Origin of the sequence: Pseudomonas sp. FJ2-5-13, assembly GCF_029201605.1 — a bacterium.
Taxonomy (GTDB): Bacteria; Pseudomonadota; Gammaproteobacteria; order Pseudomonadales; family Pseudomonadaceae; genus Aquipseudomonas; species Aquipseudomonas lactis.
In genome coordinates this window covers 2020413-2034307 of sequence record NZ_CP104045.1, presented here as the reverse complement: position 1 = coordinate 2034307, position 13895 = coordinate 2020413, and the positions used below count along the sequence as shown (strand labels likewise).

Annotated in this window: 9 protein-coding genes and 4 tRNA genes; 5 read left to right on the top strand and 8 right to left on the bottom strand. The window is 59.4% G+C overall.

Features of this window, described 5'->3' with window-relative positions; genetic code table 11:
* The first annotated feature begins 32 nt into the window (after positions 1-32).
* Both N2A98_RS09180 and N2A98_RS09175 read left to right on the top strand, forming a co-directional pair.
* Positions 33-1250 (top strand): phospholipase D-like domain-containing protein, encoded by a 1218-nt coding sequence (locus tag N2A98_RS09180; RefSeq protein ID WP_275623298.1) that lies wholly within the window; start codon positions 33-35, stop codon positions 1248-1250.
* Positions 1251-1345: 95 nt separating this feature from the next.
* Entirely contained in the window at positions 1346-3085 is a 1740-nt protein-coding gene (locus N2A98_RS09175) for a dipeptidase (RefSeq protein ID WP_275623297.1), read from the top strand.
* A 1268-nt stretch (positions 3086-4353) separates the two neighbouring features.
* Here N2A98_RS09175 and N2A98_RS09170 read toward each other — a convergent pair.
* Complete coding sequence (locus N2A98_RS09170) at positions 4354-6015, bottom strand: M24 family metallopeptidase (RefSeq protein ID WP_275623296.1); 1662 nt, start codon at positions 6013-6015, stop codon at positions 4354-4356.
* Positions 6016-6092: 77 nt separating this feature from the next.
* On the opposite strand from N2A98_RS09170, the gene N2A98_RS09165 reads away from it, so the two are divergent.
* Positions 6093-7583 (top strand): PLP-dependent aminotransferase family protein, encoded by a 1491-nt coding sequence (locus tag N2A98_RS09165; RefSeq protein WP_275623295.1) that lies wholly within the window; start codon positions 6093-6095, stop codon positions 7581-7583.
* 5 nt (positions 7584-7588) lie between these two features.
* Here N2A98_RS09165 and gltS read toward each other — a convergent pair whose 3' ends face one another.
* The 3 genes from gltS to N2A98_RS09150 form a co-directional block, all read right to left on the bottom strand.
* Positions 7589-8800 (bottom strand): sodium/glutamate symporter, encoded by a 1212-nt coding sequence (gene gltS, locus N2A98_RS09160; RefSeq protein ID WP_014717766.1) that lies wholly within the window; start codon positions 8798-8800, stop codon positions 7589-7591.
* A gap of 799 nt (positions 8801-9599) precedes the next feature.
* Entirely contained in the window at positions 9600-9887 is a 288-nt protein-coding gene (locus N2A98_RS09155; RefSeq protein ID WP_032892595.1) for a hypothetical protein, read from the bottom strand.
* Between the two features lie 28 nt (positions 9888-9915).
* On the bottom strand, positions 9916-11019 hold the full coding sequence (locus N2A98_RS09150; RefSeq protein ID WP_044273039.1) for a polyamine ABC transporter substrate-binding protein: 1104 nt from the start codon (positions 11017-11019) through the stop codon (positions 9916-9918).
* Positions 11020-11156: 137 nt separating this feature from the next.
* On the opposite strand from N2A98_RS09150, the gene N2A98_RS09145 reads away from it, so the two are divergent.
* A complete protein-coding gene (locus N2A98_RS09145; RefSeq protein WP_275623294.1) occupies positions 11157-11948 on the top strand; it encodes a LuxR C-terminal-related transcriptional regulator in 792 nt (263 codons plus the stop codon).
* Between the two features lie 79 nt (positions 11949-12027).
* Here N2A98_RS09145 and N2A98_RS09140 read toward each other — a convergent pair.
* The 4 genes from N2A98_RS09140 to N2A98_RS09125 form a co-directional block, all read right to left on the bottom strand.
* Positions 12028-12103: transfer RNA gene (locus N2A98_RS09140), tRNA-Gly, on the bottom strand.
* Positions 12104-12106: 3 nt separating this feature from the next.
* A tRNA-Glu gene (locus tag N2A98_RS09135) sits at positions 12107-12182 on the bottom strand.
* 105 nt (positions 12183-12287) lie between these two features.
* Positions 12288-12363: transfer RNA gene (locus tag N2A98_RS09130), tRNA-Gly, on the bottom strand.
* A gap of 3 nt (positions 12364-12366) precedes the next feature.
* Positions 12367-12442 (bottom strand) — tRNA-Glu (locus tag N2A98_RS09125).
* A gap of 359 nt (positions 12443-12801) precedes the next feature.
* Here N2A98_RS09125 and N2A98_RS09120 point away from each other — a divergent pair.
* Positions 12802-13572: a hypothetical protein gene (locus N2A98_RS09120; protein ID WP_032900506.1), complete on the top strand. Its 771-nt coding sequence runs from the start codon at positions 12802-12804 to the stop codon at positions 13570-13572.
* Positions 13573-13895 lie beyond the last annotated feature (323 nt).

Here is a 13895-nt window from a genome sequence, read left to right as displayed (position 1 = left end):
CTCGCCTTTTCCTTTGGTGCGATGAGACGCTTATGTCCCTTTCGATGAAGTTGCGTATCGCCGGCCTGACCGGCTTGCTCCTCAGTCCGCTGGCCCAGGCGGACTTTTCCATTCCGGGTTTTGAACTGGTGCATACCGTGCCCGTGGACACCGCCCTGGGCACCGACGATTTACGCCAGCCCGGCCCGGTATGGATCGAGCTGTTCGATGGCGCCAAAAGCCGCATTGATATCGGCCAGTTCTACGCCGCGGACCACCCTGGTTCGGTGATGAACACGGTGCTGGAACACCTGGAAGCCGCCGGCAAACGCGGCGTGAAGATTCGTTTCCTGCTCGAAGAAAAAGGCATCAAGCTCTCGGACGCCGCCACCCTGGAACGCTTGCGCGCCATTCCCAACCTGACCTTGCGCGTGCTGCCCTACGGGCAACTGAGCGGCGGCATCATCCACGCCAAGTACCTGCTGGTGGATGGCAAGCAGGCGTTTGTCGGCAGTCAGAATTTCGACTGGCGCGCCCTGGAGCATATCCACGAAACCGGGCTGCGGATCACTGACGAAACGGTGGTAAGCCAGGTGCAGGCGATCTTCGAGCAAGACTGGCAAGCCCAGGCCGCGCTCGCCGATAAACAACCGGTGCCGCTGCCCGCCAGCGGCCAGGAGCCCACGCGTACCGGCAACTATCTGGTGGCCAGCCCGCAACGCTACAACCCGCCCGGCGTGGGCGACTCACAGCTGGAACTGCCGCGCCTGCTGGGCGAAGCCAAAAAAGAGGTGCGCGTGCAGTTGCTCGACTACGCGCCGTTGTCCTACGGGCCGGATCGAACCCGGCCGTACTACGCGGTGATCGACAACGCCGTGCGCGCTGCCGCTGCCCGTGGCGTGTCGATCAAACTGATGGTGTCCAACTGGAATACCGACCCACTGGAGCTGCCCTATCTCAAGAGCCTGGCGGTGCTGCCCAATGTCGAAATCAAGATCGTCACCCTGCCCGAAGCCAAGCAGGGCTTTATCCCATATGCGCGGGTGATCCATAGCAAAACCATGGAGATCGATGGCCAGGTGGCGTGGGTCGGCACCAGTAACTGGTTAGGCGGCTACCTGGATAATTCGCGCAATCTGGAGGTGGTGATGCGCAGTGAGGCGATGGCCAAGCGCGTAGGCCAATTGCATGAACAACTGTGGGATGGGCCTTACGCTAGAGCCTTGAGCGTGACGGAGGCGTATCCCGCGCCCCACCCTGGCCAGCATTGACCTTGGGCACCTGAGTAATGGTAGTGTGTGGAAATGTTTCTGACTCTTCCGTCAGAAACCTCCTACTCACTACCTGCAAAGGAATGCCTTTAACCATGCACTTTCCATTGAAAAAACTGGTGGCTGCCACCTTGTTCGCCGCGAGCCTTTCGGCAGTCGCCACGCCTGCATCCGCTAACATCACTGCAGACCAAAGCACGGCAATCCTGAAGCACTTCAGCGAGACCTCAGTCACCGATTTCCGCAGCTTCCTCGGCACCCTGGCTAAGGGCGAACTGGGTAAAACCGCTGACACTGGCCCGGCTATCAACGCGTTTCTGGGCAACAAAACCCTGAACGCCGAGCAGCAGAACGAGATCAATCGCCTGCTGGGCATTTACACCCGCCTGAAATACGGCAAAGCCGCGCTCGAAACCCTGCGTGAACTGGTGGAGATCCCTACGTTCAACGTAGACGGCCTGCCACAGTACAAAAACCCGGAATTCCTCAAGATCGCCGCGAAGATCGAGGCCTTGGCCAAGTCCTTCAACCTGAACTTCCGTAACGTCGATAACCGCGTGTACGAAATCTCCTTGGAAGGCAGCGGTGATGAAGTCGTGGGTGTGCATGCCCACGCCGATGTGGTGCCGGTGACTCCGGAAAACTGGGTGCTGCAAGACGGTACCAAACTCGACCCGTTCAAGGTCACGCTGATCGGCGACCGCATGTATGGCCGTGGTACCGAGGATGACAAGAACGGCATCGTGGTGACGATGTACGCCATGAAAGTGATCAAGGAAGAAAAGCTGCCACTGGCGCGCACGTTCAAGCTGCTGGTGGACACCACTGAAGAAACGGCCGGTGATGCCATTCCTTACTACTTCGAACGCAATCCCGTGCCGCAATACAACCTGGCGCTGGATGGCGGTTACCCGGTGGTGATCGCCGAGAAAGGCTCGGGGACGGTCATGGCCACCTTCCCGGTGCGCAAAGGCGAAGGCAAAGGCGCAGAGATCATCGCGATGACCGGCGGCAAGGCGAACAACCAGATCCCATCGGCCTCGGTGGCCACTCTGGTCAGCGATGCACCCGCCGAACTGGCCGCCAGCCTGCAACAGGCCGGTGCCGACTATGCCAAGCGCAACGGTGGCAATTTCCAGGTGACGGCCAAGGTCGATGGCAAGGACGTCAAGCTCACGGTGACCGGCGTGTCCGCGCACTCCTCCGAGCCCGAAACCGGAGTCAACCCGGTGGCGCGTATGCTGGAGCTGATCCACAGCCTCGATGGCAAGGTCGCCCTCAAGCACAACCACATCACCGATGCTGCGCGGTATGCCGCCGACAACTGGGGCCTGGATTACCTGGGTGGCAAATTGGGCGTGGGCTACGCAGATGATTTCATGGGCCCGCTGACCACCTCGCTGACGTTTGTGGGCCAGGATGACAAAGCCTTCAAACTGGCCGTGAACCTGCGCGCGCCGAAAGGTAAAACCCCGGAGGCGCTCAAGGCGCAAATCGAGCAGAAGCTGAACGCCTGGGATAAGAACGCCAAGGTCAACGTGAGCTTCACTTACTCGCTCGACACCCCGATGTACCGCAACCCGGAAGGTGAATGGGTCAAGGCCTTGTTGGCGGTGGCCACGGAAAACCTGGGGATGGCACACAAGTTCGGCACCTCGGCCGGCGCAACCTCCGTGCATGACCTGCCCAACGGCGTGCAATTTGGCCTGGCGCGCCCGGAAGAGAAGTACACCGGGCACACTGACAGTGAGTTCAAGACGGTTGAGCAGTTCTTGCTGGACCTGCAAATCGTCACCGAAATGATGGGCCGCGTCGGGCAGTTGTCGAAGCTCTGACCCAGTTGAAGCCCCAGCGAGGCTGCGAGGGCGGCGGTACAGGCAGAATCTTCAGCGCCTGAACCACCGCTATCGCAGCCTCGCTGGAGCTCGACAGCTCCCACAGGGGATTCGCTGTGCTGGGTTGATCTCGGTTCGCAGGGCCATCGCGCCAAGCACAACTCCCAACAACACCACAGCCCAAATGTGGGAGCTGTCGAGCCCCAGCGAGGCTGCGAAGGCGGCAGCACAGGCACCCTCTTCAGCGCCTGACCCACCGCTTTCGCAGCCTCGCTAAAGCTCGACAGCTCCCACAGGGGATTCGCTGTGCTGGGTTGATCTCGGTTCGCAGGGCCATCGCGCCAAGCACAACTCCCGACAACACCACAGCCCAAATGTGGGAGCTGTCGAGCCCCAGCGAGGCTGCGAAGGCGGCAGCACAGGTAACTTTTTCAGCGCCTGAAGCACCGCTATCGCAGCCTCGCTGAAGCTTGACAGCTCCCACAGGGGATTCGCTGTGCTGGGTTGATCTCGGTTCGCAGGGCCATCGCGCCAAGCACAGCTCCCAACAACACCACAGCCCAAATGTGGGAGCTGTCGAGCCCCAGCGAGGCTGCGAAGGCGGCAGCACAGGTAACTTTTTCAGCGCCTGAAGCACCGCTATCGCAGCCTCGCTGAAGCTCGACAGCTCCCACAGGGGATTCGCTGTGCTGGTTGATCTCGGTTCGCAGGGCCATCGCGCCAAACCCAACTCCCGACAACAACACCGCCCAAATGTGGGAGCTGTCGAGCCCCAGCGAGGCTGCGAAGGCGGCGGTACAGGTAACTTTTTCAGCGCCTGAAGCACCGCTATCGCAGCCTCGCTGAAGCTCGACAGCTCCCACAGGGGATTCGCTGTGCTGGGTTGATCTCGGTTCGCAGGGCCATCGCGCCAAGCACAACTCCCGACAACACCACAGCCCAAATGTGGGAGCTGTTGAGCCCCAGCGAGGCTGCGAAGGCGGCAGCACAGGCAACTTTTTCAGCGCCTGAAGCACCGCTTTCGCAGCCTCGCTAAAGCTCGACAGCTCCCACAGGGGATTCGCTGTGCTGGGTTGATCTCGGTTCGCAGGGCCATCGCGCCAAGCACAACTCCCGACAACACCACAGCCCAAATGTGGGAGCTGTCGAGCCCCAGCGAGGCTGCGAAGGCGGCAGCACAGGCACCCTCTTCAGCGCCTGACCCACCGCTTTCGCAGCCTCGCTAAAGCTCGACAGCTCCCACAGGGGATCGGCGGTGTATGCGCAATTCAGCCTTGCACCATCAGCATATCCTCAAAGAACCCACCGACCGGCTCAGTGGGATGGCACAGCTGGATCTCCAATACCCAGGCCATTTCACTGGGCGAGATCTCCAGGTCAGCCAACTCTTTGCTCTCGAACAATGCATGGGGGAAATCTGCAAGGCGGTGCCCTGCCAGGTTGCGTGCCAATCTCCAGCCTTTGGACAGGGCGCTCTGCTCGGCAAAGTCGTAGAGTTCACGTCCGGTCAGGCCACGCAGCCACGCTTGGCGCGTTTCATCGAAGACTTCATGCAAGGCCGTTGTACAGGCCTGATGCAAAGGCCCATCGCCAAACACAAACGTATCGCCATAGTCCCCTTCGTAGCCATCCCACACCGGGCCAAGATCGACCACGGCAATATCATCAGCCCGCAGCCTGCGTTGGCGATCTATGCCCTCGCGCGGTGGGCGAACAGTATCGGCGCCAAAACGAATGTAGGTCGGATGCCAGGTGTGCGAAGCGCCCATGGCCTGCAGTTGCCTCGCCGCCATCTCAAGGGCCTCACCGGTAGTCATGCCAACTTTCAACTGGCTGGCAATCGCCGCCAGGGCACGTATGGATTTTTCCCGCGCTGCCAGCATGCCGTCCAGGGAATAGCGCGGGCCGACTTTCTCCCAGACCGGGTCGAACGACAGGGAAACCATTTCCGCACTTGACCGACCACTGGCAACAAACGCCTCCGCGATAAACCGGTGGCTCGGCAACCCCGCTTCAAGGCAATGGGCCCGCACCTGGCCGAGCATTGCAGCGTTGCCGCACGCATAGACCTGGGCCTGTTCCCACTGATGCCCATGACTCATTGCAACCTCTTGCACTCTGCCCTCGGAGGACCGCACGGGATGCCAGCGAAAACGCGGATACTCAACCATCAAGTCGTCGAGGAAGGCGCTGTCATAAAAATCCGCCGATTGCGCGCCGCCCCAATACAACGTCACTTCGACATCGCGCTTGAGCGCGGTCAGCAGGATAGGCTTGATGCCCGCATAACCAGTGCCCGTGGCAAATAACACCACGGGCGCCGTCTCATCATCCTGCCAGGTACAGGCACCAAACGGCCCTTCCACGTGCAGACGCTCACCAACGGCGAGGCCACCTAGGATACCCTCGGAAAAGTAACCGCCACTCACCCTGCGAATCTGGAAGACCAACCGCCCATCGTCCTCGTCGGGCAGGTTGGCAATCGAGAAGCAGCGCGTGTCACCGTCCGCCAGGTGGAACTTGAGGTATTGGCCAGCGCGCACCGCCACTGCGGTTTCGGGCATCAATACCAACTCGATCACATCGGGGCCCAGCGCACGCTTGCTGTGAACCTGCGCCGCCACTCCCAGCGCGGGCGTATCCAGCGACCAGCCGGGAATATGCAGGCGCATGTCGCCACAGGCGTGGCTCTGGCATAACAACATTTCATTGGCGGCCAAAGGATAAGAAGGTGCCGGCGCACCCGGCGCCAGGCGCTTGGCCCGGTATTCACCTTCGGCCACCACCACCTTGCACGAACCGCAGGCACCACGCCGACAGGAGAACGGCACCGCCAGGCCACTGGCGAGCATGGCGTCGAGCAACAGTTCGTCGCCCGCCTCAAAGGTTTTCCCCGAGGGCGACAGTTCGATGACATGACGTGTATTCATAACAACCTCGGGCTAAGTGAGGCCTGATTGTTGCGCTAGACTAGGCCCATTAAAACCTCCAGATTTGGATACTTCAGATGGTCCAGATGCGCAAATGGCGCCCCTTGCTGCGGCTTGAAGAAGGCACCCACCAAGCGTCCTATCGCAAGATTGCCGAAGGCTTGGTCAGTGCCATCCTCGACGGCCGCCTGCCACCTGGGACATTGCTGCCAGGCACGCGGGAAATGGCGCAGTTGCTCGACGTCAACCGCAAGACGGTGATCCTGGCCTACGAAGAAGCCATGACCAAGGGCTGGCTGGTCAGCGAGCCGCGCCGTGGCACCTTCGTCAATGCGCAGCTGACACCCAAACAACTGCCCAGCGTTACGCAACCGTCTTTCGCGCCGCCGTTGCTGGAGCAACCACGGGTGCCGTATTTCACCCATAACGCCCAAGTGGTCGCACTCCAGCGTCGGCGCGATGCGCTGTTTTTCGACAACGGCACCAGCGACCACCGCCTGCTGCCCCAGGCCGTTTTGCACCGTTACTATCGCCACGCACTGCGCAACAGTTTCGCCTCCAATACCGTGCGCTACGGCAGCGAAGGCACCGGCTATCACCTGCGCTGCGCCCTGGCCGAGATGCTGCGCAACAACCGTGGGCTGACGGTCACTGCCGAAAATATCTGCCTGACCCAGGGCACCCAGATGTCCCTGTACCTGAGCGCCAGCCTGCTGCTCAAGCCCGGCGACGTGGTACTGGTGGAGCGCCTGAGCTACCCACCGGCATGGGAAATTTTCCGCAAGCTCGGCGCGCAGTTGGTCACGGTCGACATCGACGATGAAGGCTGCCGCACCGATCAGGTCGAGCGCTTATGCCGTGAGCACAATGTGCGCATGATCTACCTCACGCCCCATCACCAGTTCCCCACCACCGTGAGCCTGCATGCCGCACGCCGGCAGCACTTGCTGGCGCTGGCCGCGCAGCATGACTTCTGCATTATCGAAGAGGACTACGACCACGAATATCATTTCAGTGGTCGCCCTTACCTGCCGCTGGCCAGTGACCGTGCCCAACGCCATGTGCTTTACATCGGCTCGTTGTCCAAAGTGCTAGGCTCGACGTTCCGCTGCAGCTATATCGTCGCGCCCACCTCAGTGGTTGAAGCCCTGCAGCGCAATGCCGCGCTGATGCTGGGCGATGCCGATGCGGTCGCTCAAGCTATGCTGGCAGACCTGATCAATGACGGGGAGTTGAAGAAGCATTTGCGCCGCGTGTCGAAAGAATATCGGGCGCGCCGATCCGTGCTGCGAAGCTGCCTGGACCAGGCGTTTGGCGCTCGCATACAGGTGCGCGAGCCCGAGGGGGGCTTGGCGTTATGGGTACGTTTCGAGGAAGACATAGACGTCGATAAGTTGGCAAGCGCCGCATTGGACCACGGCGTCGTGGTGCGCAGCGGTCGTCAGTTTTCACCCAACGACCAGCCGGTAAACGCGCTGCGCCTGGGCTTTGCCTCCCTCGACCGGGACGAAATCCAGCAAGCCACGCAGCGCCTGGCCCAGGCGATGAACACCGGGGGCAGGCACTGAAAAACTTACCCAGCAGCCCCCAGGAAAGGCAGCGCCAGGTACAACTTGATCACCACGGCGTTAGCGATATCGATGAAGAACGCGCCCACCATCGGCACCACCAGAAACGCGATCTGCGACGGCCCGAAGCGCTGCGTCACGGCCTGCATATTCGCAATCGCCGTGGGCGTTGCGCCAAGCCCGAAGCCGCAATGGCCTGCCGCCAGCACCGCCGCATCGTAGTTGCGGCCCATCACCCGGAACGTCACGAAAATCGCGAACAGCGCCATCAGCAATGCCTGCGCGGCCAGCAGAATGACGATCGGCAAGGCCAGTGCCGCCAGGTCCCAGAGCTTGAGTGACATCAGCGCCATCGCCAGGAACAGCGACAAACTGACATTGCCCAGCACCGAGACTTCGCGCTCGAACACCTGATGCCAGCCGAGCATCGACAGCCCATTGCGCAGTACCACACCCACGAACAGTACACACACGAACGTCGGCAATTCGAAAGCGGTGCCTTGGATGGCGGCATTCAGCAAGTTGCCGCCCTGTAGGCTGATCGCGACCAATGCCAGGGTCTCGATAAACGAAAACGCCGTGATCAGGCGCTCTTCATTCGGCTGTTCAAACCCCTTGGCCAGGCTCGATTGCGGTTGCCCAATACCTGGCACCTCGACCCGCTTGATCAGAAAACGCGCCACAGGCCCGCCGATCAGGCCTCCAAGCACCAGGCCAAAGGTCGCCGAAGCAATCGCCAATTCAGACGCCGAAGCCACGCCATACTGCTCACTGAACACCGCCCCCCAGGCCGCGCCGGTGCCATGCCCACCGGACAAGGTCACCGAACCCGCCAGCAGGCCCATCAATGGGTCAAGCCCGAGCGCCGACGCCAGCGCGATCCCCATGGCGTTTTGCACCACCAGCAAGCCCGTCACCACCAGCAGAAACACTGCCAGGATACGTCCGCCTTTCTTCAGGCTGGCAAAATCGGCGTTCAAACCGATCGTGGCAAAGAACGCCAGCATCAACGGGGTTTGCAATGAAGGATCGAAGCGTACTTCGATATCGGCAAACCCGCGCAACGCCAAGAGCAGCATGGCGACCAACAGGCCACCGGCTACCGGTTCAGGAATATTGTAAGTACGCAAAAAGCCGATACGGGCCACAAGCCCGCGTCCCAGCAATAGCACCAGTGAAGCGGCAACGAGGGTTGAATAAAAATCGAGTTGAAGCATCCGGTCAGTTCTCTGAAGTGGGCAGGGAGAATGGGTGGCCAGAGTAGAGAACACAGGGCGAAAAGGCATCGACCCTACAAAAAATGCAGACTTTCCCTACAAGCCTCACAATAATAACCTACAACTGAGCTGCACCTCCCCATAGGGATAAGTATCGATACAACTCTATAAGCCGAAGTACCCGACGGTAACAACGATGCGAAGCGAGCCGCTCTTGATCTGCTTTTGATCTTAGGCGCCCCGTTAAACCACGCTGGCCGAACGCAGGCTTGAATTCGTGGGTAACCCGGCAGGACGCCGGGTTAGCCGCCCCGCGCCAGGGATGGCGCGTGGCGGCGGCCCACGGATTCAAGCCTGTGTTCGGGCACACCGAGCCCAAGCGAGGTGCCGAGTGGTGGGGCAAGAGCGTTTTGCTTACTTTTGCGCTGTTCAAAAGTGAGCCGCCGTCAGGGCGGAACCCTAAGTGGCCGTTACCTAAATAACGGATATGTACCCGGTCCAAGTGTGTTGACTGTTAGGCCGCCTTCGCGAGCAAGCCCGCTCCCACAGTTTGATCGCGGGGTGTCAGGGAGATAGGCGTCGGCTGGCAGGCCGCCTTCGCAGGCAAGCCAGCTCCCACAGTTTGATCGCGGGGTGTCAGGGAGATAGGCGTCGGCTGGCAGGCCGTCTTCGCAGGCAAGCCAGCTCCCACATTTGGATCACGGGGTGTCAGTTAGATCAGCGTCGGCTATCGGGCCGTCACGGGTTCAGCTTCGTATCGATGTTGCGTATCGCCCGTCGAGAGGTACATCCAGCAGAGTTATCGACGACGCCTGCGCAGCAAAGGCCAGTTGGAGGCGAGCGCACCCGGCTCAGCGTCACGCCCGGCAACTCGCACCAGGTCTGGAAACTCAAGCAGCAAAGCTCGATTGCCCCGGCCAATATGCTCCATCACCGCCAGGGTAATGTTTTCCCGCACCATGCCCGTCGAAACGTAATACATGGCCCAGGCCTGCTCTGGCGTACACAGGCCGATCTGCTCTTCAATCTCTTTGTAGGCCTTGTAGTCGTCTGACTCTAAATAGCGCTGATCACCGCCCTGGCGCATGCTGTCTCCCTCCCCGGCCCCATCCCCATCACGTACCGCTTTTAACCTTGGTCCAGACCCGCGTGCGAATACGCTCGGCCTTCAGCGGCAAGGGCTCAAGCGGCACCAATGTCGCCATGGTCTTTTTATCGGGATAGATCCAAGGGTTATCCCGCAATTTTTGCTCGACAAACTCAGTGGCATCTTTGTTGGCGTTGGGATAGAGCATGTAGTTGGACGTCTTGGCTATCACCTGTGGCCGCAGCATGTAGTTGATGAATTCCAGAGCGGCCTTTGGGTGGCGAGCGTCCTTGAGCAACACCCAGTTTTCAGACCAGACCAACGCCCCTTCCCGCGGCAGGCTGTAGGCAATCTTGCGGCCACTGTTGGACTTTTCATTAATCGCCTGCGCCGCCAGTGCACCATTGGCCCAGCCGACGACCGCACAGATATTGCCGTCTGCCAGGTCGGTGTCGATTCTCGACGAGTCGAAATAGAGTACATAGGGACGGATTTTCAACAACAGCGCTTGGGCCTTCTGGTAATCCTCTGGGTCAGTGCTGTTACTGGGCAGCCCCAGGTAGTGCAAGGCAATGGAAATGATCTCGCTGGGCGAGTCGAGCATGGCCACGCCACAAGACTTGAGCTTGCTGATGTTTTCTTCTTTGAAGATCAGGTCCCAGCTGTCCACCGGCGCGTCATCACCCAGTGCCGCCTTGACCTTATCCACGTCGTAGCCAATGCCGGTGGTACCCCAGACATAGGGCACGGCGTAGCGGTTACCGGGGTCATTGACCGCCAGCAGGGCCAGGATGTCAGGGTCGATGTGCGACAGATTACTCAACTGCGCACGATCCAACGGTTGCAGCACCCCGGCCTTGATCAAGCCGGGCAACACATTGGAGGTGGCCACCACCAGGTCATAACCGGTGCGCCCAGCCATGACCTTGCTCTGCATGGTTTCGGCGCTGTCGAAGGCATCCATATGCAGCTTGATGCCGCTCTCCTGCTGGAATTGCTTGGGCGTCTGCGGCTCAAGAAAGCCGAACCAGTTATACAGATACACCGAATTTTCAGCGGCGGCTGCGGGCGTGCTGATTGCAGCGCCCATAAACGAAGCTAAAAAAATAGCTCGCAAGTGTGCTCGACTCATATGACTATCCCTGTCCACACGACGCGCCTTCATGGCTATCGTAAGCTCGGGGTGAATATACCGAGCCTCGACGAATAGTAAATACCTACAAGTACTTAGCTCTGGCCTGCAAAGCCCTAACCCTAAAGGGGTAGAACATGTCGCTTGACCTTCATAGCCTGGCTTGGCACCGATCGGTTGGAAAACTGATCATGCAGCTCAATCGCCCGGAGTTCTGGAGTTCGTTGATTCGGGTACTGAATGAATATGTGCAGATAGACAATTGGGTGGTGCTGGTTTTCGGCGACCACGCAGTGCGTGTGATCAGCCTGCCCGAGGTGGCAGACAGCGAAGAAATCGACGCCTTTATTCACCGCTATGTGAAAGGCCTGTATCTGCTGGACCCGTTCTATATCGCTGATCGAGAAAACCCGCAGAGCGGGTTCTTCCATCTGCTCGATATTGCGCCGGAACACTTCCGGGAAACCGAGTACTACCAACAATATTTTGCGCAGTACATCTCGGTCGATGAGGCGCAATACAACGTACGGCTCGATGCCGACAGAACGTTGTGCATGTCATTTGGCAGCAACCTGCGCTTCACCCAGGCGCAGATAACGGTATTGGACATGATCAAGCCGTGGGTAACGGCAATGATGCATCAACGCATGGGCTTTGAAACGGACCCGGCAAAAAACGTCGCCGAGCCGACCCCATGGGCCGAGGCACTTACTCAGTTGGAAACACACGTAACGACGCGTGAAAAAGACGTGCTCAAGTTACTGCTCAGTGGGTTCTCCAACAAAGAGATCGCGGGCAAGCTGTCGCTGTCGACAGAAACCATCAAGGTTCACCGCCGTAATATCTACAGCAAGCTGAATATCAAATCTCAGTCGGAACTGTTTGCGCGGTTTTTTATGCCACGGCAGGAGATTACCTCGACGCTTTGAAGGGGGGCGGTGCGCTGGCGAGGTAAATTGCGCACAAACAAAAACGCCGATCATCACTGATCGGCGTTTTCGTTAAATATGGAGCGGGAAACGAGACTCGAACTCGCGACCCCGACCTTGGCAAGGTCGTGCTCTACCAACTGAGCTATTCCCGCAAATGGCGTCCCCTAGGGGACTCGAACCCCTGTTACCGCCGTGAAAGGGCGGTGTCCTAGGCCACTAGACGAAGGGGACACGCTACTGAAACACATGGTGTGTGTTCCAGTGCCCAGAGGCCTTGTCCGAAGACTTGGTCCTGGTTTCACTCAATGCCGCCCGAGGGCCACACTGCTTGTAAATTGGAGCGGGAAACGAGACTCGAACTCGCGACCCCGACCTTGGCAAGGTCGTGCTCTACCAACTGAGCTATTCCCGCATATGGCGTCCCCTAGGGGACTCGAACCCCTGTTACCGCCGTGAAAGGGCGGTGTCCTAGGCCACTAGACGAAGGGGACACACGTACAACATTCACTCCCTACCGCGTTTCGCTGTGTGCTTTACGCTGTAAGTGGCGCGCATTCTATGGATGGATTGAAAGGTCGTCAACCCCCAAGGATAAATTTATTTAAATCAATGACTTCGCCATGGTTTCACGGCCTTCGCGGGCATTGGTACCGTCCGAGCCTTGGCGCCTATATTCTGGCGTTCGACAAGGCGCTATAGTTCACCCAGGCAAATGATGGCAATGTGCATCCATTCAGGCAATGCCTACCTATATAGAAGAAATCACCTGGGCAGCTGGTCGATCGGTCCTATCCGCCGGATGACCCAGTCACTACACTCCACAGCAAACCCTATTAAAGAGGTCACACCGGTGACACCACTCATGATCACCCTGCTGGTAATAGCCGGGATCGTAATACTGATCGCCATTGGCTACATGAACCACGTGGTGGAAAACAACAAGCTGGAAAAGAAGCGCACCGAGATCGAGCTTAACGATCGGTTGCGTCGCTGCGGTGAAATCACCGAGACCTTCCCCGGCCAACTGATGACCCCAGCGCTCAAGCTGTTGCTGGCTCGCCTGGAGCTGAACGTCAACCAGCGCCTGTTGAACCTGAACAAGTCCAGCGCACCACTCAAGGCGCGTATCACCGAACTGAATGCGCTGATCGCCCAAGGCGAGTCGATTCCAGTGGCCAATCCGCCGGCGCCGATCCAGACCGAAGCCAAGGCCAAGGACGTGCGCTTTCTGCTCGAAGCCCTGCACGGCCAAGTCACCCGCGCCGCCCAGGATGGCTTCCTGCCGACCAACGAGGCCAAGCACTGGATCAAGGAAATCCGGCATATCCTGGTGCTGCTGCACATCGAGTTTTTCAACAACCTCGGCCAGCACGCCCTGCTGCAAGGCCAACCCGGCCAGGCACGCCTGGCGTTCGAGCGCGGCGTGCAGTACCTGCGCAAACAGCCGGAACCGGTGCTCTACAGCGCCCAGTTGCAACTGCTGGAGTCCCAACTGGCGCGCGCCAACTCCACAGTGCTGACCAACAGCCAGCCTGCCGAGGACGAAGTCAACGAGTTGACCGAGGGCTTGAAAGTTGTTGACGCTGACGCCGAGTGGAAGAAGAAAGCTATTTACGATTGATGGCAACGCGAGCGCAATGCTCATAGCAACGAAGATCAAAGGTGGGGCTTTCCGGCGGAGACGTCGGCTCAGCAAAGATTGATGTTGACTGAACCGCCGCTTTCGCGAGCAAGCCCGCCCCACAGTTCGATGGTGGGGTGTCAGGTAGGTGAGTATCGGCTGGCGGGCCTTCATCGCAGGCAAGCCAGCTCCCACAGCAGGATCGTGGGATGTCAGGCCGCTAAGGAAAATCCGATTCTGCCACATGCCATTAATATGACCCTATCCCCCCGCTCCCGACTAGCGTAAAAAAGTGCCCCTCACTCCGTGAAATTAGAGGCCTG

Excerpts from the sequence above, each read along its gene's own strand:
- N2A98_RS09155 (WP_032892595.1), bottom strand. The coding sequence starts at position 9,887 with ATGCGCCAGGGCGGTGATCAGCGCTATTTAGAGTCAGACGACTACAAG.
- N2A98_RS09145 (WP_275623294.1), top strand. The coding sequence starts at position 11,157 with ATGTCGCTTGACCTTCATAGCCTGGCTTGGCACCGATCGGTTGGAAAA.
- N2A98_RS09170 (WP_275623296.1), bottom strand. The coding sequence starts at position 6,015 with ATGAATACACGTCATGTCATCGAACTGTCGCCCTCGGGGAAAACCTTT.
- N2A98_RS09180 (WP_275623298.1), top strand. The coding sequence starts at position 33 with ATGTCCCTTTCGATGAAGTTGCGTATCGCCGGCCTGACCGGCTTGCTC.
- N2A98_RS09150 (WP_044273039.1), bottom strand. The coding sequence starts at position 11,019 with ATGAGTCGAGCACACTTGCGAGCTATTTTTTTAGCTTCGTTTATGGGC.
- gltS (WP_014717766.1), bottom strand. The coding sequence starts at position 8,800 with ATGCTTCAACTCGATTTTTATTCAACCCTCGTTGCCGCTTCACTGGTG.
- N2A98_RS09165 (WP_275623295.1), top strand. The coding sequence starts at position 6,093 with ATGGTCCAGATGCGCAAATGGCGCCCCTTGCTGCGGCTTGAAGAAGGC.
- N2A98_RS09175 (WP_275623297.1), top strand. The coding sequence starts at position 1,346 with ATGCACTTTCCATTGAAAAAACTGGTGGCTGCCACCTTGTTCGCCGCG.